This window comes from Micromonospora sp. WMMB482 (assembly GCF_019038635.1).
Classification (GTDB): Bacteria; Actinomycetota; Actinomycetes; order Mycobacteriales; family Micromonosporaceae; genus Micromonospora; species Micromonospora marina.
Map to the genome: position 1 here is coordinate 5038979 of NZ_JAHOPD010000020.1, position 20947 is coordinate 5059925.

A 20947-nucleotide genomic window follows, 5' to 3' on the forward strand; every position below is an offset into this window, starting at 1 on the left:
GGAGTCTCCACCCGGCTCCGGGCGGCAGGCTAGGCATGTGTCGCGATGGTGACTGACGGTAATGATCGCAGGTGGTGGTCGGCGAAGATCGCCGAGACCTCGTAGAAGTGCCCGCCCACCGCCGGGATCGAGTTGTTGTCCGTCTCCAACTGGTATCCGGGCAGCTGGGCGGTCGTGCCGTTGGTGTACTCGGTGAGCACCTGGTTGGTGGCCGCCTCCTCGGTGCTCTGTCCCTGGAACAGCCCCATGTCACGGGCCATCTCGCGCAGCCGGTCCCAGGCGGCGTTCCGGGCGCAGTTGTCGTTGTTCGTCACCGGCGGGCTGCCGCCGTTGGGCGGCAGTGGCGACGTCTCGCGCATGACCCAGCCGTTGCACTGCGCCGCGCCGGGGCTCCACGCCGGGTCCGCCGTGTACGTCTCGCTGTCCGCGCCGCTGCCTCCCGGGCCCGGCACGTAGACCGAACCGGGGGAGCCGGTGTACGAGCCGATGCGGATCGGCTCGTCGGCCGCGCTCTCGTTGGAGAAGTCCTCGGTGAAGACGGGAGTGCCGGGCTGGGGCACTCCCGGCTGGCCCGGCACCGTGGCCGAGGCGGGTCGGGGTGAGACGACGACCGCGAACGTCGTCGACGACGCCAGCACGGCGAGCACCGCCAGCGCCGACGCAGGTCGCCGCCATCCCTTGTGAACCATCTTCCTCTTCCCCCGTTGTGGCTGGTCGGAGCCGGAAGGCCTCGACGCTCACAGCGGTAAAGGTGCCAGGTCGTTGCCCCTTAAGTCCGTCTTTTCATGATTCCCGCGTCCGGTCACGGCGGCCTGCCGGCTGGGTACGGGTACTCAGCGCAGTACCGTTCCGTCGCTCATGTGCGGGCGTCGCGGCGTCGACAGGATGCTTGTCATGGCCGAGACGCTGCACCGACACGCCGCTGCACGTACCGTCGACACGCCGCTGCCCGCCGAGGCCGCGCTGGCCCCCGCCGGCCGCGCGGTCGCCGCCATGGCCCGGCTCGTCGCCCACCACCCCGCCGGCTGGCGCTGGCTGGCCCGGCGCCACCACCCGGTCCTGGACCGGCTCGCCGCCGCGAACGCGCGGTCGACCTGCGTGCGGGCCGCCCGGCGGGTGCCCGCCTACCAGGCGTTCCTGCGGGCCCGCCCGGGCGGCCTGCGCCGCCGGCTGCGGGACTTCCCGGAGACCGACAAGCGCGGGTACGTCATGGCCTACGACTCCTCGGCCCGCTGCCGGGACGGGCGGTTGCCGGAGCGGGGCGTGGTGGTCGACGAGTCGGCCGGCTCGTCCGGGCGGCCGTTCAACTGGCCGCGTGGCGAGCGGGAGCTGCGGGCGGTGCACCGCGACATCGTCGGCTACACCGGGCTGGCGTTCCCGATGCGCCGGCCGTTCGTGATCAACGCGTACTCGATGGGCGCCTGGGCGACCGGCACCACCACCGGCGCGGCGATGGCCCGGATCGCCACTGTGAAGAACACCGGCCCGGACCTGGGGAAGATCGTCGACACGCTGCGCGAGTTCGGTCCCGGCCACGACTACCTCGTCACCGCGTACCCGCCGTTCCTCAAGCATCTGCGGGACCGGCTGGACGCCGAGGACTTCCCCTGGTCGCGGTACCGGATCTTCGCCAGCTGCGGCGGCGAGGGGATGACCGAGGCGCTGCGCGACTACCTGGAACAACGGTTCGTGCGGGTGCGGTCGGCGTACGGGGCGTCGGACCTGACCATCGGCATCGGCGCGGAGACCCGGTTCACGGTGTGGCTGCGGCGGCGGCTGCGCACCGACGCGGGACTGCGCGCGGAACTGCTCGGCCGCGACGAGCAGCGGCTGCCGATGGTGTTCCAGTACAACCCGTTCGCCACCTACCTGGAGACCAACGAGCGGCGGGAACTGCTGTGCACTGTCGCCAGCCCGCACGTGCTCCAGCCCCGGCTGCGCTACAACGTGGGTGACGAGGCGCTGCTGGTGCCGTACCGGCGGGTCGTCGAGCTGGCCCACGCCGACCCGGTACGCCGCGCCGAGTTCCGGACCGCGGTGTCCGAGGAGCGGATGGCGCTGCCGCTGCTGCTGTTGTTCGGCCGCAGCGACTCCACCGTGTCCTACCTGGGCGCGAACCTCTACCCGCAGGACGTCGAGTACGGCCTCTACACCGGCAACCCGCACGCCGCCGAGATCAACCGGTTCTGCCTGACGCTGCACGAGGACGCAGACCTGGAGACCCGGCCGGTGATCCACGTGGAGCTGCGCCGCCCGCTGGCCCCCGCGGCACGCGCGGCGCTCGCCGGCGCCTGCCGCGACGGGGTACGCGCGCACCTGACCTCGGTGTCGCGGGACTTCGCGCAGTCCCTGGTGGAGGACCCGACCGCCGGTGACCTGCGGGTCGAGCTGCACGAACCGGACGGCGGCCCGTTCGCCGGCATGCAGAAGATCAAGAACGTCTACCTGGTGAGGTGAACGATGCGTACCCGTGACTTCTCCCGCGCCCCGGCCCAGGCCCGCGCCAGCGCCATGTTCATCGGCGGCACCCGGTACGCGAACCCGCTGGTGCTGTTGCGCCTGGCCCCGGACTGGATCCGGATGGTGCGCGACATGCGCCGGATGTCCGGCTACTGCTGGCACACCGTCTACTGGCAGTTCCCGCTGACGCTCGGCACCATCGCGTTCTTCACCGACCGGGACGCGCTGCTGCGCTTCGCCCGGACCCGGCACCACCGCAAGCTGATGATGTGGCTGACCGACGGCACCCGCAACGCCACCGCCGGGTTCATCCGCCTCTACACCGCGTCCCCGGACGGCTACTCCAACGGCGCGTGGCGGGCCGAGGACGGCGCGATGGGCCACATCGAGCAGTTCACCCCGCTGGGCGCGGAGACGGCCGGACCGGCGGTGCGCCGGTGACCGGCCACCGGTTCGAGCGCGTGACCGACCGGCGCGGCCTGCGCGACTTCCTCGCGCTCACCGACCGGCTGTACGCGGACGAGCCCCGCTACGTGCCGACGCCCCGGCAGCAGATCCGCCGCTGGTGGCGCGACGGCGTGCCGATGTACGTGCTGCGTGACGCCACCGGTGCCGTGGTCGGCCGGACCACGTTGCACACCGACGGCGACTTCGACGCCAAGCTCGGCCGCCGCTGCCAGCTGTTCGGGCTCACCGAGTTCACCGCGCCGGCCGCCCGGCCGCTGTTCGACGCGATCACCACGCACGCCACACCCGGGCGGGACCTGCTGTTCGGGCCGGTGGCGCTGCTGCCCAACCAGGCCGGCGGAGTGATCACCTCCGGGTACGCCGACCGGGGTTTCGTGGACAGCGCGTGGAACCCGCCGCACTATCCGGAGGCGTACGAGGCGTACGGGTTCACCGGGCGGTTCGTCTCCGACACCTGGATCTGCCCGATCCCGCCGCCGGCCGCGCCGCCGCCCGCGCTGGGCGTGCAGCCCGACGGCGCCCGGCTGGACCTGCACCGGGGGAGCACCCGGCGGCTCGACCAGCAACTCGACCTGCTGCGCGGAATGCTCAACGACTCCTTCGCCCAGCTCGGCTACTACACGCCGATCTCGGCGGCGCAGCTGCGGCGGCAGACCGACGGCCTGGCGTACGTGCTGGACGAGTCCCTGCTGCTCTACCTGACCCGCGACGGGCGACCGGTGGCGTTCGTGCTCTGCGTGCCGGACATCAGCGACTTCCTGGTCGCGGTCCGTGGCGACCTGAACCCGGTCAACCAGCTGCGGCTGCTGGCGACCCGGCGCCGCTACCGCCGGGAGGCGGTGCTGATCGTCAAGGGCGTGGTGCCGCGTTTCCAGGGGCGTGGTTACCAGCGGCTGCTGTCCGCGCACCTGCACCACAACCTGCACGACGGCGGCTACACGGCGCTGCGCAGCACGTACGTCGGGCGGGACAACCCGGCGTCGGCGGCCCAGTACCGGCGCCTCGGCGGACGCCCGCTGCACGGCCACACGTTCTACGCCAAGGAGCGGTGAGCATGGACCTCGCCGCGTTCCACGCGCTGGAGCCGCTGTGCTGGCGGGCCCCGAGCGCGCACAACACCCAGCCGTGGCGGTTGCGCTACGAGCGCTGGGCGATCACCGTCGGCTGGGATCCGGCCGACGCGCTGCCCGCGGGCGATCCGACCGGGCGGGACCTGCGGCTGTCGCTGGGCGCGTTCGTGGAGACCTGCCTGATCGTCGCCGCCGACGCGGGGCTGCGGCTGGACTGGGCCGCCGACCACGACGAGTCCGACCGGCGGGCAGGGCGGCTGCGGCCGGCACGGCAGCCGTACCGGACGCCGTTCCGCACCGCCGACGTGTGGGACCGGCGTACCCACCGGGGCCGGTTCACCGCCGGCCCGGACGCCGACGTGGTCGCGGCGGCGGACGCGGTCGCCCGGCGGGCCGGCGGCGCGGTCCGCGTCGTGCCGGCGGCCGGGCGGCTGCGCGCGCTGCTGCGCACGGCCGACCAACAGGTGTACGCCGACCCGGCCGTGGTGGCGGAGCTGCGCCGCTGGCTGCGCCTGGACCGGTCGGACCGGCGCTACCGGGCCGACGGGCTGACCGACCGCTGCCTCGGGCTGGACCGGGCGGCGGCCGGCGGGCTGCGGGCGGCACTCGCCGCGTACCCGGTGTTGCGCCCGCTCGGGCTGCCGCGGCTGCTCGCCGCCGCGGGCGGTGATCCGCTCGGGCAGGGCGGCGGGGTGCTGGCGCTCGTCGCACCGCCCGGCCTCGACGCGGCCGGGCAGGTCGAGTTCGGACGGGTGCTGATGCGGACGTGGCTGACGCTGCACACGGCCGGGCTGGCCGCGCATCCGCTCAGTCAGCTCGTCGACGTGGCCGCCACCCGGGACGCGCTCGGCGCGCTGCTGGACGTGGCGCCGGAGCGGATCGTGCACGTGGCCCGGGTGGGCCGGCCGGCCGCTCCCGCGCCCCGTTCGGCCCGGCGCGTGAACCACGAATCGGATCTGTTAGCGGTAACACCTCTTGACGCGGTGTCACTTCATCCATGAGAGGCCATGGTGGCTGATGTACCGCCGGTCAGGCCAGCAGCGTCTCGCGCAGCCTTGCACCCAGGTTCAGCTCGCCGACCACCCGGGGACCGGCCGGGTCGTACACGGCGATGCGGTGGTTGCGGCGCATCATCTCCCGTACCGCCGGTGGCAGCCGGGGCGGGTCGTCCATCGTCGCGAGCACCCGCGCGCCGGTGCCCGTCAGCCGTTCCACCAGCGTCGCGCTGTCGGTGTCCACACGCACCCGGCCGAACTCCCAGCCGGCGGTGGTCAGGTCGAGCACCTCGAACAGGCGCGTCACCAACGGCTGCGGGTCGGTCACCCGGTCCAGCCGGTCGGCCCGCCCGCCGACCACCGCCACGGCGGCGCTGAGCTGCGCGTACGGGTGCAGCCCGCTGGGCAGCGCGCCGAGCGGCCAGCGCAGCGCCGGCCCGGCCTCCTTCCACAGGGGCCGGTAGTTGCGGCGGTGCACCAGCAGCCGCCGCCCGGTGCGCCGGAACACCTCCTGCGCCTGGGCGAGCAGGTCGGCGTGCGCCTGGTCGGCGGCCTCGCAGACGATCCCGGCGGCCACCACGAGACCGTCGTCACCGGACAGCAGCCGGGTGATCGCGTCGGCCTGCTCCGGGAACCGGAGGCGGGCGTGCGCCCCGTAGGACTGCCGGACGTCCCGCAGCAGCTCCTGCTGACGTGCGGGGTCCAGTTCGACCCGTCCGCCACCGAGCAACCGCTGGAGCCAACCCATCGCGCCTCGCTTCCGTCGCCGTCTGCGGACCGGGCAATGCTAGTTCGTCGGCCGATGCTCGTATGGTGACGGGGTGACCGATCGTTCCCTGACCCTGATGGCGGTGCACGCGCACCCCGACGACGAGGCGACGAGCACCGGCGGTGTCCTGGCGCGCTACGCGGCCGAGGGCGTCACCACAGTGCTCGTGACATGCACCGACGGGGGGTGCGGCGACGGTCCCGGCGGGATCAAGCCGGGCGACCCCGGGCACGACCCGCAGGCCGTGGTCGAGATGCGCCGCGCCGAGCTGGCGGCCAGCTGCGAGGCGCTGAAGGTCACCCACGTGGAGACGCTCGGCTACGGCGACTCCGGGATGATGGGCTGGGCGACGAACGAGGCGCCCGGCGCGTTCTGGAACACGCCGGTGGCCGAGGCGGCCGGCCGGCTGGCCGAGCTGATCCGGCGCTACCGCCCCGACGTGGTGGTCACCTACGACGAGAACGGCTTCTACGGTCACCCGGACCACATCCAGGCCCACCGGATCACCATGGCCGCTGTCGAGCAGACCGGCATCCCCGCCAAGGTCTACTGGACCACCGTGCCGCGCAGCGCGTTCCAGCAGTTCGGCACCGTCATGAAGGAGATCGGGGTGGAGTTCCCCGAGCCGGAGGCGACCGGCGAGATGCCGGCGCTGGGCCTGCCGGACGACGAGATCACCACCTGGGTCGACACCCGCGCCTACGGCGGGCAGAAGTTCGCCTCGCTCGCCGCGCACGCCAGCCAGGCGGAGAACATCTTCTTCCTGCGTCTGGGGCAGGAGCGGTTCACCGAGCTGATGGGCATGGAGACGTTCGTGCGGGTGCGGGACACCACCGGTGCGGCCACACCCGAGGACGACCTGTTCGCCGGGTTGCGCTGACCGGTCGCGGGTCCGGTCCGGGGAGGTCATCGACTCACGTCGAGACGGTCTGTGCGGCCAGGTGTGCCAGCACGGCGCGGACGTCCCCGTCGGTCTCGGTCATGATCCGCCGTTGCCGAGTGGCGCCGGTGCCGTCCCGGCGCACCCGGTCCAGCTCGCGCCGGACCAGATCCAGGTCACCGTGACGGGTGAGCGCGGGCGTGACGGTGACGACCAGGTCGTCGACGAGGTCCCAGGCGGGCCGGGGCAGCCCGCTGCGCAGGTCGACGAGTTCCCCGTCGACGCCGTCGTGGGCGGCCCGCCAGTGCGCGGCCGCGACCAGGCAGTCCCGGATGCGGGGTGCCGGCACACCCGCGCGGACGTCGTCGACGAGTGTGGCCACCAGCGCCCGGACCAGCCCGGCGACCAGCACTGTGTCGTCGACGGTGGGGCAGACGTCGCCGACGCGTACCTCGACCGTGGGGTACGACGCGGACGGGCGGGCGTACCAGTAGACCATCGCGGCGTCGAGCATGATCCCGGCGGTGATCAGGCCCGCCACCGTGGCGTCGTAGTCGGCGGCGGAGTCGAAGTGCGGCGTCGGTCCGATGCTCGGCCACCGTTCCAGCTGCATCGAGCGCCAGCTCGCGTGCCCGGTGTCCCGCCCGTCGTGCAGGGGCGAGTTCGCGGTGAGCGCCTGTACCACCGGCAGCCACGGGCGCAGGTGGTTGCAGACCTGCACGGCGAGTTCCCGGTCGGGCACGCCGACGTGGACGTGGCAGCCGCAGACCGCCGGGTCGTGGGCGACCGGGCCGAACCGGCGGGACATGTCGTGGTAGCGCTGCTCGTCGGGCACCGTGCGGTGGGCCTCGCAGACCGGGGTGGCGCCGACGGCGACCAGCCGCGCCCCGGCCGCGTCGGCCGCCCGGGCGGCCGCCCGGCGCAGCGTGACCAGGTGCTCCCGCAGCTCCCCGAGATCAGGGCTGACCGGCGTCACCATTTCCACCATGCTGTGCCGGAACTCCTGCCGGCTCTGCTCGCGGGCGGTGCCGGACAGCGCGCCGCGCACCCGGTCGGCGACCGGCATGCTCTCGCCGGTGGCCGGGTTTAGCAGCAGGAACTCCTCTTCCACCCCGAGGGTCAGGACGGTGGGGATCTGCGGGGTGGTGGTGGCGGTGGTGGTGGGCCGCGGCCTCACCGACGGCTCCACCGGCACGGAACGGTCGGCGTGTCGACGTGAGGCGGAGTCATGTCCCGACGGTACGAGGGCGAGGGCCGGCCCGAGGCCGTTTCCGCCGACCACCGCCCCCGCGGGTGGCGGGGACGGTGGCGGTACGTCTCAGCAGTCGAAGTAGAGCGCGAACTCGTGCGGTGTGGGCCGCAGCCGGACCGGGTCGACCTCGTTGGCGTTCTTCCAGTCGACCCAGGTGGAGATCAGGTCGGCGGTGAAGACGTTGCCGTCGAGCAGGTAGTCGTGGTCGGCCTCCAGCGCCGTCAGCGCCTCGGGCAGCGAGCCCGGGACCTGCTTGACGTCGCCCCACTCCTCCGGCGGGAGGTCGTAGAGGTCCTTGTCGATCGGGGCGGGCGGCTCGATCTTGTTCTTGATGCCGTCCAGGCCGGCCATCATCATGGCCGAGAACGCCAGGTACGGGTTGCTGGACGGGTCCGGGACGCGGAACTCGACGCGCTTGGCCTTGGGGTTGCTGCCGGTGACCGGGATGCGGGTGCAGGCGGAGCGGTTGCGCTGCGAGTAGACCAGGTTCACCGGCGCCTCGAAGCCCGGCACCAGGCGACGGTAGGAGTTGATCGTCGGGTTGGTGAAGGCGAGCAGCGAGGGGGCGTGGTGCAGCAGGCCGCCGATGTACCAGCGGGCGGTGTCGGACAGGCCGGCGTAGCCGGTCTCGTCGTAGAACAGGGGTTCGCCGCCGCGCCAGAGGCTCTGGTGGGTGTGCATGCCGGAGCCGTTGTCACCGAACAGCGGCTTGGGCATGAACGTGGCGGTCTTGCCGGCGGCCCAGGTCTCGTTCTTGACGATGTACTTGAACATCTGGAGCTGGTCGGCGGCGTGCAGCAGGGTGGAGAACTTGTAGTTGATCTCCGACTGGCCGGCGGTGCCGACCTCGTGGTGCGAGCGCTCGACGGTGAAGCCGCCGTCGACGAGGCGCCGCACGATCCGGTCGCGCAGGTCGGCGTAGTGGTCGACCGGGGGCACCGGGAAGTAGCCGCCCTTGTAGGCGGTCTTGTAGCCGCGGTTGCCGCCCTCCTCGATCCGGCCGCTGTTCCAGGCGCCCTCGATCGAGTCGATGTAGTAGAACGACTGGTGCGCCGAGGTCTCGTGGCGGATCGAGTCGAAGATGTAGAACTCCGCCTCGGCGCCGAAGTAGGCGGTGTCGGCGATGCCGCTCGCCGCGAGGTACGCCTCGGCCTTCTTCGCCACGTTGCGCGGATCCCGGGAGTACGCCTCCCGGGTGAACGGGTCGTGGATGAAGAAGTTCAACGCCAGCGTCTTCTGCGCCCGGAACGGGTCGATGAAGGCGGTGGCGACGTCCGGCAGCAGCAGCATGTCGGACTCGTGGATGGCCTGGAAGCCGCGGATCGAGGATCCGTCGAAGGCGAGGCCGTCGGTGAACACGCTGTCGTCGAACGACTCGACCGGCAGGTTGAAGTGCTGCATCACGCCGGGCAGGTCACAGAAACGTACGTCGACGAACTTCACGTCCTCGTCGGTGAGGTATCGCAGGAGTTCCTCGGAATTGGCGAACACACGTCCTCCTGGCAGGCGTCGTTGATCCTGGCCACGTCCCGTGGCCGGACCGCCCGGGGACGTGGCCCGTACCGCCACCGTACGACGGCTCGCCGGGCCCGGCTCGGCAACCGCCCATCCGGGTTTCCTTCGCCACATGCCGGGTAGTCGCCGTACCCGGCGGACCGCCCGGGACACGACGCGGCGGGAGGTTGGCATGGTGAGTGCTCCGCGACTGACCGGTGGGCGCTGACATGTGCGGGATCAGCGGTGAGGCCAGATTCGACGGGGCCACCCCCGACACCGACGCGGTGAACCGGATGACCGCGGCCATGCGCTCACGCGGCCCGGACGGCGAGGGCGCGTGGAGTGACGGCTGGATCACCCTCGGGCACCGCCGGCTGACAGTGATCGACCTGTCCGAGGCCGGCGCCCAGCCGATGGTCCGCGACGACCTCGGCCTGGCCCTGGTCTTCAACGGCTGTGTCTACAACTACCCGGAGCTGCGCGACGAGCTGCGCGCGGCCGGGCACACCTTCCACAGCACCAGCGACACCGAGGTGATCCTGGTGGCGTACGCGCAGTGGGGGGAGCGGTTCGTCGACCACCTGGTCGGCATGTTCGCGGTGGCGCTGGTGGACCGGCGGCGTCGCCGGCTCGTGCTGGCCCGCGACCGGCTGGGCATCAAGCCGCTCTACCTTGCCGAGTCGCCCGGCCGGCTCCGGTTCGCCTCCACGCTGCCGGCGCTGCTCGCCGGCGGTGACATCGACACCGGCATCGACCCGGTCGCGCTGCACCACTACCTGTCCTGGCACTCGATCGTGCCGGCGCCGCGCACGATCCTGCGTGGCATCCGCAAGCTGCCTCCGGCCACCGTCCGTGTGGTCGAGGCCGACGGGCGCAGCCGCGAGCGCGTCTACTGGCGGCCCGAGTACCGGCGCGACCCGGCCCACGAGGGCATGGACGCCGCCGACTGGCGGGCCGCCGTCGGGGACGCGCTGCGCACCGCCGTACGCCGCCGGCTGGTCGCGGACGTGCCGGTCGGGGTGCTGCTCTCCGGTGGCCTGGACTCCAGCATGATCGTGGCGCTGCTGGACGGCGCCGGACAGCACCATCTCCAGACGTTCAGCATCGGCTTCGACAGCCGCGGCGACGAGACCGGCGACGAGTTCCACTACTCCGACCTGGTGGCCCGCACGTTCGGCACCGACCACCACCGCATCCGGCTCGTCGACGGCGATCTCGGCCCGGCCGTACGCGCCACCGTGGCGGCCATGACCGAACCGATGGGCAGCCACGACGTGGTGGCGTTCCACCTGCTCTCCGAGCAGGTCGCCCGGCACGTGAAGGTGGCGCAGTCCGGCCAGGGCGCCGACGAGGTCTTCGCCGGCTACGGCTACCACCACCGGCTTGCCGACGCGGCCCGCGAGGACGCGACGTCCGAGTTCACCGCCGCGTTCTTCGACCGCGATCACGCCGAGCTGACCGAGGTGGTCGAACCGGCGTACGCCTGCGACGGTGACGCCAGCGGCGAGCTGGTCGCCGCCGACCTGGCCGCGCCGGGCGCGCAGACCGCCGTGGACGCGGTGCTGCGCCTGGACACCCACCTGATGCTGCCCGACGACCCGGTCAAGCGGGTGGACAGCATGAGCATGGCGTGGGGGCTGGAGGTGCGTACGCCCTTCCTCGACCAGGACCTGGTCACGCTCGCCGCGGCGTGCCCGCCGGAGCACAAGCTGGCCCAGGGCGGCAAGGGCGTGCTCAAGGAGGTGGCCCGGGAGGTGCTGCCGGCCGAGGTCATCGACCGGCCCAAGGGCTACTTCCCGGTGCCGGCGCTGCGCAACGTCGACGGTCCCGTGCGAGAGTTGGTGGTCGAGGCGCTGGGTGCGCCCGAGGCGCGCCGGCGCGGGCTGTTCCGCCGGGCGTACGTCGACGAGCTGCTGGCCGAGCCGGACCGGGCCCAGGCCGCCGCCGGCAGCAACAAGCTGTGGCAACTGGGCCTGCTGGAGCTGTGGTTGCAGACGCACGGCGTGAGCTGAGCGGGGCGGGAGGAGCACGGTGAAGTTCGTCATCGAGAGCGAGGCCGACGGCAGTGTGGGGTTCACCGTCGTCGGCGGCGACGGTCAGGTGCTCGCCACCGGGGCACCCTGCCCGGACAAGGGCTCGGCGCTCGCCGTGGTCGGGGAGCTGATGCACGGGCTGGGCGACGCCTGCGTGGAGGACCGCACCGAGGCCGGCGCCGGGCCGGTGGCCGGCACCCGCACCGAGATCGGCGACGACATGTCGGACATCGGCCGCTCTGGCATCCCGCCGGTCTGACCGCCACACGTCCCGGCGGCGTGACGGCGATCCGCCGGTCCGACCGCGGCACGTCCCGCCCGCCCGGCCCGCCCGGGCGGGCCGGGCGGGCGGGTGCGCTCACTGCTCGTCGTCGAGCACGTCCGTGTGGCCGTCGCGGGTGACGGTGGGCGGCAGGTGCTCGTCCGGCTGGGGCGCCTCGGCGAGCGTGTGGTGCGGGTCGCCGTCGGGCGAGAACAGCACCCGGTCGGTCTTGCGGGTCTTCTCCTGCTCCTCCTCCGGCTCCGTCACCGCGTTCTCCCTCCGCTCACCGGCGTCCCTGGCAGGCCGCTCCTCGTCCCACGCTAAGCGCCGGACGGGCGCCGGGAGCGGGTTTCCGCGCGACGGCCCGGTCCGGCCCCGACACGCGCGACGGACGGGGGAGCGCACGGACCGGTCCGACTCTCATCATCTGCGGAGCGCCGCGGCGGGACAACGTGCACGCTGCCCACCCCGCCCACCCGCGGATACGCTGCCAGCCGCAGGCACCAGCGACGGAGGGGCAGCCGTGGCGCTGACGATGACCGTCGGCGGCCGCCCGGCCGCCGGCGCCGGAACGTTCGACGTCGTCGACCCGGCCACCGGCGCGGTGTTCGCCACCGCCCCGGCCTGCCCGCCCGAGCTGCTCGACCGGGCGATGGCCGCGGCGGCCGCCGCGTACCCGAGGTGGGCTCACGACGACGAGGCGCGGCGCGGCGCGCTGCGCGCCGCGGCCCGGGCGGTCCTCGGCGCGGTCGCCGACCTCGCCGCGCTGGTCACCGCCGAGCAGGGCAAGCCGCTGGCCGAGGCGACCACCGAGGTACGCGCCGCCGCCGCGTGGCTGCACTACTTCGCGGGCATCGAGACCGGACCACAGACGATCGACGGCCGCCGCGACACCGCGATCGTCACCGCGCGGCCCCTCGGCGTCGTCGCCGCCGTCACGCCGTGGAACTACCCGCTCGCGCTCGCCGCCTGGAAGATCGCTCCGGCGTTGCGGGCGGGCAACACCGTGGTGCTGAAGCCCTCCCCGCACACCCCGCTCGCCACGCTCGCCCTCGGCGAACTGCTGCGGGACCTGCTGCCACCCGGCGTGCTCAACGTGGTGACCGGGCCGGACCCGCTCGGGGCGTGGCTGTGCGCCCACCCCGTACCCAGGAAGATCACCTTCACCGGGTCGACCGCTACCGGCCGGCGGGTCGCGGCGGAGGCCGCCGCCAGGCTCCGGCGGGTCACGCTCGAACTCGGCGGTAACGACGCCGCGGTGGTGCTCGACGACGCCGACCCGGCACGGATCGCCGACGACCTGTTCTGGGCGGCCTTCACCAACAGCGGCCAGATGTGCATGGCGGTGAAGCGGGTGTACGTGGCCCGGCCGGTGCACGACGCGCTCGTCGAGGCGCTCGCCGACCGCGCCGCTACCGTCCGGATGGGCCCCGGCGCCGACCCCGGTGTCCGGCTCGGCCCGGTGACCACCCGGGCCCAGCGGGAGTACGTGGCAGGGCTCGTCCGCGCGGCCGTCGCCGACGGCGCGACAGTCGCCGCCGGTGGTCGAGCCGTCGACGGAGCCGGTCACTTCCATCCGCCCACCGTCCTGTCCGGGGTGTCCGACACCGACCGGGTCGTCACCGAGGAGCAGTTCGGGCCGGTGTTGCCGGTGCTGGCGTTCGACGACGTCGAGGAGGCGCTCACCCGGGCCGACGCGACACCGTTCGGCCTGACCGCCTCGGTCTGGTCGGCGGACCCGGACCGGGCCGCCGCGGTGGCCGCCCGCCTGGACGTGGGCCAGGTGTCGGTGAACGCACATGCCGCCGGGGTCCGGCCCGACCTGCCGTTCGGCGGGCGGAAGGACAGCGGCCCCGGGGTCGAGAACGGACACTGGGGACTGGCTGGGTACACCCAGCCGCACGTCCTGGTCCGGCCGCCCCCGGATGACCAGCCCTAGTCGAGCAGGTCCGGCTCGGCGTGCACGACGTCCTCGTACATCGGGCGGAAGTTGAGCCGGCCCAGCCCCGGGGTGCCGATGGTGGCCCGGGTGAGACGGGCCTCGGCGGGCGCGATCGGCACCGGCGTGCCGGCCGCCTCCGCCGCGAGCTGGATCCGGCAACAGCGGTCCATGCTGAAGAACCACCAGGCCGCCTCGTCCACGCTGCCGCCCACGGTCAGCAGGCCGTGGTTGCGCAGGATGACCGCCTTGCCGGGGCCGAGCGCCTTGGCGATCCGGTCCGCCTCGTCGCGGTCGAGGACCACCCCGGAGTAGCCGTCGTGCAGGCCGTGGTCCTCGTAGAACGCGCACGCGTCCTGGGTCAGCGGGTCGAGCAGCCGGCCCAGCGTGGCGAACGCGCGCCCGTACACGCTGTGGCTGTGCGCGGCCGCCACGACGTCCGTGCGGACCGCGTGGATGCGGCTGTGGATGGCGTAACCGGCCGGGTTGATCGTGCCCTCGCCGTCCACGACGGTGCCGTCCAGGTCCACCAGCAGCAGGTCGCTCACCCGCAGCCGGCCGAACGACCGGCCGAACGGGTTGATCCAGAACCGGTGCGGCTCACCCGGGTCGCGGACGGTGAGGTGACCGCCGGCGCCCTCGTCGAAGCCGTACCTGTGGAACAGCCGCAACGCGGCCGCGAGACGCTGCTTGCGGCGCAGCCGCTCCTCCGCGACGCTCCGGGCACCCATCACGCCGTCCCGAGCAGCGCGGCGACGACCTCGTCGTCGAACTCGGCCAGCCGTCCCGCGTCCGGGCCGCGGCTGATCGCGTACCCGTGCAGGATGCGGGCGTGGGCGACCGGAACCTGCTCGCCGTCACGCCGCACGGCGAAGCGGACGTCGGCGTCGAACATGGTCCCGCGCAGCACGTCGGTGACAGTGAACGTGGTCTCGATCTCCTCCTCCATCCGCGCGGCGGCGAGGACCCGCACGGACGCGCGGGACACGACCGGGATCCAGCCGCGCACGTCGAGCATCCGGCCGACGGAGATGCCGCGCGCCGCCAGGAACCGGTCCACCACCTCCTCGACGGCGCGCACGTAGCCGGAGTGCTGCACCGGCTGCGAGTACTGGCAGTAGAAGTACGGTGCCCGCCACCGCCACTCGAACGGCGTACCGGCCGCGTCGGTGGCGGGTGCGGGAGCGTCCGCCCGGACCTCGGCCACGACCGGCACGTCACCGGGCACGGCGACGTCGACGGCCGGGCCGGTCCGGACCAGGGCCGCGCGGACCCGGCCGCGCAGCACCGGCACGCCGCGCGCGGTCAGCCGCACCGCGAACTCACCGCCGCCGCGGTGCCGCGCCTCGGCGCTCACCTCGTCGTCCACGTCGAGCACCGCCGGCAACTGCACCGAGGCGTCGGCGATCACCAGGCCCAGGCCGTGCTCGTGGTACAGCCGCGACGGCCCGGCGTCGCGCTCGCGGAACCAGGCGAGCACCGACTCCTCGGCCAGGTACATGAAGTGTTTGAACCCCACCCAGGTACGGATGTTGGCGCCCTCGAAGCGGGGGCGCAGCGCCACGGTGGTGGTCTCGTCCGGCAGGACCGCTGTCACCGGGTCTCCTCTCGACGGTCGGATCGGGATGCGGAACCGGGTTCCGGCACGGCGCGTACCGTGACCGCGCGGAACCCGTCCTCGTCGTCGCCGCAGCGGACCTCCACCCGCACCGGCCCACCCGGCGCGCGCAGGGCGTCCGCCGCCAGCGCGACAGGGACCAGGCCGTCGGCGCCGTAGTGGCCGCCCTCGCCACCGGCGGCGAGGCCGTCCGGCGGGTCACCTGGCACCGTCCGCACCGGACCGACGACCAGGTACGGCCCGGGCGCCCGGTCGAGCGGCTCCAGCACCAGGCAGGCGGCACCGGCGCGCAGCGGACCCGGGCGGCCCGGGCGGGTCGCGTGCAGCGCGACGGCGGTGTCGTCGTCCGGCTCGGCGCCGACCACCACCACCCGGTCGGCCCGGCCCGCCGCCAGCAGCCGCAGCCCGGCGGCGAGCGCGTCGAGGCCGGAGGTGGCCCCGGAGCAGCACATCAGGTTCGGGCCGCCGAAGCCGAACCAGATCGCCACCGAGCTGGCCACGACGTTGGGGGAGGCGTTCGGCGCGGACAGCGGGGACACCGCCCGCCAGCCGTCGGCGCGGGCGGTGGTGACGATCCCGGCGACGGTGCCGACGTTTCCCAGGTTGCTGCTGGCCACCACCGCCGTGCGCGGGTCGACCCGCCCCGGCGGGGTGCCGTCGCCGTCGGCCCGGCCGAGCGCCCGGTGCACCGCGCACAGGGCCAGGCGGGTCGCCGTCTCCTTGTACAGCAGTCCCTTGCGCCCGAGGACGGTCCGGGCTCGCTCCGCCGGCGGCGCGTCCGGACCGGGCAGGTACGCGTACCAGGCGGTGAGCGCCGCCGCCGGTCCGGAGGCGGTCACCGGGCGGCCTCGACGAGCGTCACCGCGTTGACCCCGCCGAAGCCGAACGCGTTCACCTGCGCCAGCGCCGCCCGAGTCCGGGCCGGACGGTCGCGGACCAGGTGGAGGCCCTCGGCCTCGGGCAACGGCGTGCGCAACCCGGAGATCGGCGGCACCACCCCGGCGCGCAGGCAACGGACGGCGACGTCGAGACCGTGCAGCGCGGCGGTGCCGGAGGTGTGCCCGATGGCGCCCTTGACGCCGGTGACCGTGGTGGGGCCGCCAAACGCCACGAGCGCCGCCGCCTCCGTCGGGTCGTTGAGCGCCGTGCCCGTGCCGTGCGCCACCACCAGGCCCGCGTCGGCCGGCTCCCGGGCACCCCGGGCGTACGCGTCGTCCATCGCCCGGCGGACGCCCTCGGCCGACGGCGCGGTCTCGTGGTAGGCGTCGCAGGACAGTCCGGTGGCGACCACCCGGGCCAGCACGCGTGGCGCCAGCCCGGCCCGGGTCACCACGAGCGCGGCGGCCCCCTCGCCCAGCAGCACGCCGGCCCGGTCCCGGTCGAAGGGGCGTACCCGGTCGGCGGGCTCGTCGGTGACCCGGCCGATCATCGCGAGCATCGACTCGGTCATCGCGTCGGTGGCCGCGACGACGACGGCGTCGGCCTCACCGAGTTCGATCATGTCCTGCGCGAGGGCGAGGACGTGACCGCCCGCGCTGCACGCGTTCGCGACGGTGACCGCGCCGGGCACGCCGGCGTCCGCGACGGCGGACCGGAAGTGCAGCCCGCCCGCGCGGAAAGGCGCCCGGTCGGCCACCGCCCGCTCGACCGCGCGCAGCTCGCGCAGCCCGGTGCCGACAAGCGCCGCGACGCGGTGCCGGGCTGGGTCGAGCGCCGCGTCGGCGAGCGCCCGCCGGACGCAGTCGCGCAGCCAGCCGGCGGCGGGCCACAGCTCGCCGCCGGAGCCGTCCGGGATCGGGTAGCCGTGGCGCACGTGCACGGCGGCCGGATCGTAGCCGGACAGCGGCGCCACCCCGCACCGGCCGCCGAGCAGCGCGGCGAACGTGGCGTCGCCGTCGCCGAAGCAGGTCCGCACCGCGCTCGCCGCGATCTCCACCGGCATCGTGGCCTACCCCAACCCCGCGAGCGCGGCACCGGGCCGGACGGCGGCGATCAGCTCACCGATCACCGCCGTGGTCCGACCGCCGACCGTGACGGTGCCCGACGCGACGGCCGCGCCGTCCACGACCTTGTCCAGCCGTACGTCGTGGCGCAGCACGTCCCCCGGGTACGCGGCGCCGGACAGCCGCAGTTCACGCACGCCGACGAACAGTGGCAGCAGCCCGCTGCCCGGCCCCGGCACGCCGGCGCCCGCCCGCAGGAACCAGGCGAGCGCGGCGGCCTGACCGAACGACTCCAGCAGCAGCGCCACCGGATACGCGTACGCCTCGGGTGGTGCGGTCTCGTCCAGGCCCGCGTAGCACCACTCGGCGGCGGTGACCGCCTTCTCGGCCACGATCCCGTCCGGCCGGACCTCCACCACCCGGTCCACGAGCAGCAGCGGGAACCGTTGCGGCAGCAGCCCGCGGATCGTCTCCTGCCCGACCGGCGCGGTCACCGGTACCGCCCGGCGTCGAACTGCGCCTCCAGGCAGGCGCACCGCTCCCCGTCGCCCCGGTGGCAGCGGGCGCGGGCGGTGAGCGGCCCGGTCGCCGGGTCACCTGTCACCTCGACGCGCATGGTGAACTCGCCCGGCGCCAGCACGGGCGCGGTGAACCGGGCCGACCGCAGCACGGTCAGGCGCGCGCCGTCCACCCCGGCACAGACGGCGCGCAGCAGCGTGTCGACCAGGAACACCCCGGGCAGGATCGGCCGGCCGGGGAAGTGGCCGGACAGGTACGGGCCGTCCGGCTCGACGACGGTACGGGTGCGGATGCGCACCCCGTGACCGGAGCGTTCGATCTCGATGCTGTCGAACGGGCTCAGCGGGGGCGGGTACATGCCGGGGCCTCCTGTCGTTCGGTGGCGCCGCACGCGCGCAGCCGCACGAGCTCCGCCCGGTCGACGCCGGCCTCGGTGAGCAGCGCCTCGGTGTCCGCGCCGACGGCCGGCGCGCCGTGCCGCACCCGGGTCGGTGTCCGGGAGAACTTGGCGGCCGGGCCGGTCAGCGGGCCCGTGGTGCCGTTGCACAGCGGGACGGTCTGCACCATGTCGCGTTCCCGGACGTGCGGGTCGGCGGCGGCGTCGGCGAAGTCGCGTACCGGCTCGGCCGGGATGCCCGCGGCGGCGAGCCCGGCCGCCGCCTCGGCGACGGTCCGCGCCTCGCACCACGCGCCGACCAGCGCGTTGACCTCGTCGCGGCGGGCGCGGCGTTCCTCGTTCGTGGCGAAGCCCGGGGCCCGGGCCAGTTCCGGCCGGTCCATCGCCGCGGCGAGCGAGCGCCAGTGCTTGTCGAGCGCGACCGCCAGGTAGAGCCAGCCGTCCCGGCAGCGGTACGTGCCGGCCGGTACGACGAAGTCGGCCTGGTCGCCCCAGCGGCGCAGCGGCACGCCGGTCGCGCCGAGCGTCAGGTAGCCGCCGCTGTTGGCGAGCAACGCGTCCAGCAGTGACACGTCGACGTGCTGGCCCTCGCCGGTGCGGTCGCGGTGTCGCAGCGCGGCAAGCGCGCCGATCGCGCCGTGCAGCCCGGCCAGATCGTCGGCGAGGAAGGACGGGGCCTTCATCGGTGTGCCGTCCGGCTCGCCGTTGAGGCCCATCCAGCCCGCCGCCGCCTGCGCGATCGGGTCGAAGCCGGCGTCGGTGGCGCGCGGGCCGTACTGGCCCCAGCCGGAGATGGAGACGAAGACGATGTCGGGATTGACGCGCCGGCACTGCGCGTAGCCGACGCCCCATCCGTCGAGCGTGCCCGGCAGGTAGTTCTCCACCACCACGTCGGCGGTGACCACCAGCCGCAGGAACGCCTCCCGGGCCGGTTCCCTGCGCAGGTCCAGCGACACACTGCGCTTGTTGCGGTGCACCGTCTCCCGGAACCAGGACAGGCCGGTGCCGGGGATGTCCGGCGGCATCCGGCCCTCCCGGTTGCCGGGCATCTCGATCCGGATCACCTCGCAGCCCAGGTCGGCCAGGACCGCGCCGGTCATCGGCCCGGCCCACACCTTGCTGATCTCCAGCACGCGTACGCCGTGCAGCGGCCCGTCCACGTCGTGACGGGCTTCGCGGTAGAAACCGGCCTTGTCCATCTCACCGCCAGCTGTCTGGTATCTGCGATCGGTGTGCCGAGCTGCGGTGCAGCGCCTGCCGCCGCACCTTCCCGGAGTCCTCGCGGGGCAGCGCGGTGGACAGCTCGTAGGAGCGCGGCACCTTGAACCCGGCCAGTTCGCGGCGGCAGTGCCGGTCCAGCGCGGTGGTCAGGTCGTCGGTCAGCGCGTGGGTGTCCACCTCGACCACGGCCCGGACCTGCTGCCCGAACTCCTCGTCCGGCACGCCGAAGACGACCGCGTCGCGTACCGCGGGGTGGCGCAGCAGGACGGCCTCGACCTCGGCCGGGTACACGTTCACCCCGCCGGACAGGATCATGTCGTCGGCGCGGCCGGTCAGGTAGAGATAGCCGGCGGCGTCCAGGTAACCGCGGTCGCCGTAGGTGAAGCTGCCGTCGGCGCGGTGTGCGGCCCGGGTCTTCTCCGGTGCGTCGCGATACTCGAAGCCGTCCGGGCGGCGCAGGTAGACCCGGCCCTCGTGCCCGGCCGGCAGCGGCATGTCGTCGGTGCCGACCACCACGATCTCGGTACGCGGCAGCGGCCGGCCGACGCTACCCGGGTGCGCCAGCCAGTCGTCGGCGTGGATGATCGTGGCGATGCCCGCCTCGGTGGCCGCGTAGTACTCGCTGAGCACCGGGCCCCACCAGGCGATCATCTGCCGTTTCACGTCCACCGGGCAGGGTGCCGCCCCGTGCCAGACGCGCCGCAGCGTGGCGCCGCCGAACGCGGCCCGTACCGCGGGGTCCAGCCGCAGCAGCCGCACGAACTGGGTCGGCACCAGGTGCGTCATGGTGACGCCCTCGTCGTCGATCAGCCGCAGCGTCGCGGCCGGGTCGAACCGGGGCCGGGTGACCAGCCGGAACCCGCGGATCAGCGGCAGCAGCGAGAAGAACAGCTGGCCGGAGTGGTACCAGGGGCCGCACAGCAGGTTCACCCCGTCCGCCGGCATGCCCAACACCGTGCACAGCCGGTTCAGGCGCCCGCTCAGCCGGGGGAGCGGTTCGCCCTGGCGGAACAGCCGGCTGACCACCGCCTTCGGCGCGCCCGTGGTGCCGGAGGTGTAGAGGCCGGTGGCGCCGCTGCCCGCCTCCGGCGGCTCGGCGGCGTCGGCTTGCGCGAGCAGCGGTTCGGCGGCGGCGAACCCGTCCACCGGCTCGTCGCCGAGCACGACGCGCAGTCCGGGGCGGCGGTCGTTGCGCTGCCACGCGTCCCGGGCCGCCGGGAGGCGCTCGGTGTCGGTGACCAGCGCCCGGCAGCCGGAGTCGGAGAGCAGATACGCGACCTCGGCGCCGGTGAGGTGCCAGTTCATCGGCACGATCACCAGACCGGCGTGCAGGCAGGCGAGCAGCAGCTCGAACACCTCGTGCCGGTTGCCGGCGAGCACGCCGACCCGGTCGCCCGGGCGCAGCCCTTCCCGGTGCAGCAGGTCGCACCAGCGATTCACCCGCTGGTCGAGATTCCGCCAGCTCAGCGCCGCGTAGCCGTCGTCGAGCGCGACCGCGTCCGGCGCGGCGGCCACCATCGGGTGCAGCAGCTGCGCCATCGCGGATCCTCCTCGCCCGGGCGGTGCCACCCGGCCCGTCGGTGACCCCAGCAACGTAGGTTTCGGCCGCCTCCTTTGTCGACTC

General features: G+C 74.1%; 21 protein-coding genes. 8 read left to right on the forward strand and 13 right to left on the reverse strand.

Annotated elements, in window-relative coordinates:
* Positions 1-29: 29 nt before the first annotated feature.
* On the reverse strand, positions 30-689 hold the full coding sequence (locus KSK32_RS24750; RefSeq protein ID WP_216933356.1) for a hypothetical protein: 660 nt from the start codon (positions 687-689) through the stop codon (positions 30-32).
* A gap of 205 nt (positions 690-894) precedes the next feature.
* Here KSK32_RS24750 and KSK32_RS24755 point away from each other — a divergent pair, with 205 nt between their 5' ends.
* The 4 genes from KSK32_RS24755 to KSK32_RS24770 are packed head-to-tail and all read left to right on the forward strand — an operon-like array spanning position 895 to position 4999.
* On the forward strand, positions 895-2457 hold the full coding sequence (locus tag KSK32_RS24755; RefSeq protein WP_216933357.1) for a phenylacetate--CoA ligase family protein: 1563 nt from the start codon (positions 895-897) through the stop codon (positions 2455-2457).
* Between the two features lie 3 nt (positions 2458-2460).
* Positions 2461-2901: a DUF4188 domain-containing protein gene (locus KSK32_RS24760; RefSeq protein WP_216933358.1), complete on the forward strand. Its 441-nt coding sequence runs from the start codon at positions 2461-2463 to the stop codon at positions 2899-2901.
* Positions 2898-3980: a GNAT family N-acetyltransferase gene (locus KSK32_RS24765; protein ID WP_216933359.1), complete on the forward strand. Its 1083-nt coding sequence runs from the start codon at positions 2898-2900 to the stop codon at positions 3978-3980. Before KSK32_RS24760 ends, KSK32_RS24765 begins: the two co-directional genes overlap by 4 nt.
* Positions 3981-3982: 2 nt before the next feature.
* On the forward strand, positions 3983-4999 hold the full coding sequence (locus KSK32_RS24770) for a nitroreductase (RefSeq protein WP_216933360.1): 1017 nt from the start codon (positions 3983-3985) through the stop codon (positions 4997-4999).
* Positions 5000-5027: 28 nt separating this feature from the next.
* Here the strand turns inward: KSK32_RS24770 and KSK32_RS24775 are convergent, their stop codons facing one another.
* On the reverse strand, positions 5028-5741 hold the full coding sequence (locus KSK32_RS24775; RefSeq protein ID WP_216933361.1) for a hypothetical protein: 714 nt from the start codon (positions 5739-5741) through the stop codon (positions 5028-5030).
* 73 nt (positions 5742-5814) lie between these two features.
* Here KSK32_RS24775 and KSK32_RS24780 point away from each other — a divergent pair, with 73 nt between their 5' ends.
* Positions 5815-6642 (forward strand): PIG-L family deacetylase, encoded by an 828-nt coding sequence (locus KSK32_RS24780; protein WP_216933362.1) that lies wholly within the window; start codon positions 5815-5817, stop codon positions 6640-6642.
* A 34-nt stretch (positions 6643-6676) separates the two neighbouring features.
* Here KSK32_RS24780 and KSK32_RS24785 read toward each other — a convergent pair whose 3' ends face one another.
* Positions 6677-7819, reverse strand: coding sequence for a glutamate--cysteine ligase (locus KSK32_RS24785; protein ID WP_216933363.1), 1143 nt, complete (start codon positions 7817-7819; stop codon positions 6677-6679).
* Positions 7820-7960: 141 nt separating this feature from the next.
* A complete protein-coding gene (gene glnA / locus KSK32_RS24790; RefSeq protein ID WP_216933364.1) occupies positions 7961-9385 on the reverse strand; it encodes a type I glutamate--ammonia ligase in 1425 nt (474 codons plus the stop codon).
* A gap of 233 nt (positions 9386-9618) precedes the next feature.
* Here glnA and KSK32_RS24795 point away from each other — a divergent pair, with 233 nt between their 5' ends.
* Together KSK32_RS24795 and KSK32_RS24800 are read left to right on the forward strand one after the other, a co-directional pair.
* On the forward strand, positions 9619-11403 hold the full coding sequence (locus tag KSK32_RS24795; protein WP_216936348.1) for an N-acetylglutaminylglutamine amidotransferase: 1785 nt from the start codon (positions 9619-9621) through the stop codon (positions 11401-11403).
* A gap of 19 nt (positions 11404-11422) precedes the next feature.
* Entirely contained in the window at positions 11423-11683 is a 261-nt protein-coding gene (locus KSK32_RS24800) for a hypothetical protein (protein ID WP_013285859.1), read from the forward strand.
* A gap of 99 nt (positions 11684-11782) precedes the next feature.
* Here the strand turns inward: KSK32_RS24800 and KSK32_RS24805 are convergent, their stop codons facing one another.
* Complete coding sequence (locus KSK32_RS24805; protein WP_013285860.1) at positions 11783-11953, reverse strand: hypothetical protein; 171 nt, start codon at positions 11951-11953, stop codon at positions 11783-11785.
* Positions 11954-12209: 256 nt separating this feature from the next.
* Between KSK32_RS24805 and KSK32_RS24810 the strand changes: the two genes are divergently transcribed.
* A complete protein-coding gene (locus KSK32_RS24810; protein ID WP_289256387.1) occupies positions 12210-13625 on the forward strand; it encodes an aldehyde dehydrogenase family protein in 1416 nt (471 codons plus the stop codon).
* Here KSK32_RS24810 and KSK32_RS24815 read toward each other — a convergent pair.
* From KSK32_RS24815 to KSK32_RS24850, 8 genes are read right to left on the reverse strand one after another with little or no spacing between them, the layout of a single operon-like run.
* Entirely contained in the window at positions 13622-14356 is a 735-nt protein-coding gene (locus tag KSK32_RS24815) for a class II aldolase/adducin family protein (RefSeq protein ID WP_254187180.1), read from the reverse strand. The genes KSK32_RS24810 and KSK32_RS24815 overlap by 4 nt on opposite strands.
* Positions 14356-15222, reverse strand: a complete 867-nt coding sequence (locus tag KSK32_RS24820) for a thioesterase family protein (RefSeq protein ID WP_289256388.1) — start codon at positions 15220-15222, stop codon at positions 14356-14358. Before KSK32_RS24820 ends, KSK32_RS24815 begins: the two co-directional genes overlap by 1 nt.
* Positions 15219-16082, reverse strand: a complete 864-nt coding sequence (locus tag KSK32_RS24825) for a beta-ketoacyl synthase N-terminal-like domain-containing protein (RefSeq protein WP_216933366.1) — start codon at positions 16080-16082, stop codon at positions 15219-15221. The genes KSK32_RS24820 and KSK32_RS24825 overlap by 4 nt, the downstream gene beginning before the upstream one ends.
* A complete protein-coding gene (locus tag KSK32_RS24830; RefSeq protein WP_216933367.1) occupies positions 16079-17185 on the reverse strand; it encodes a beta-ketoacyl synthase N-terminal-like domain-containing protein in 1107 nt (368 codons plus the stop codon). The genes KSK32_RS24825 and KSK32_RS24830 overlap by 4 nt, the downstream gene beginning before the upstream one ends.
* A gap of 6 nt (positions 17186-17191) precedes the next feature.
* Positions 17192-17680 (reverse strand): 3-hydroxyacyl-ACP dehydratase FabZ family protein, encoded by a 489-nt coding sequence (locus KSK32_RS24835; RefSeq protein ID WP_289256389.1) that lies wholly within the window; start codon positions 17678-17680, stop codon positions 17192-17194.
* Positions 17677-18063 (reverse strand): hypothetical protein, encoded by a 387-nt coding sequence (locus tag KSK32_RS24840; protein ID WP_216933368.1) that lies wholly within the window; start codon positions 18061-18063, stop codon positions 17677-17679. Before KSK32_RS24840 ends, KSK32_RS24835 begins: the two co-directional genes overlap by 4 nt.
* The gene (locus KSK32_RS24845) at positions 18045-19301 is read right to left on the reverse strand and encodes a CaiB/BaiF CoA-transferase family protein (RefSeq protein WP_216933369.1); all 1257 of its coding nucleotides are present in this window, start codon (positions 19299-19301) and stop codon (positions 18045-18047) included. The genes KSK32_RS24840 and KSK32_RS24845 overlap by 19 nt, the downstream gene beginning before the upstream one ends.
* 1 nt (position 19302) lies before the next feature.
* On the reverse strand, positions 19303-20862 hold the full coding sequence (locus KSK32_RS24850; RefSeq protein ID WP_216933370.1) for an AMP-binding protein: 1560 nt from the start codon (positions 20860-20862) through the stop codon (positions 19303-19305).
* Between the last annotated feature and the right edge of the window lie 85 nt (positions 20863-20947).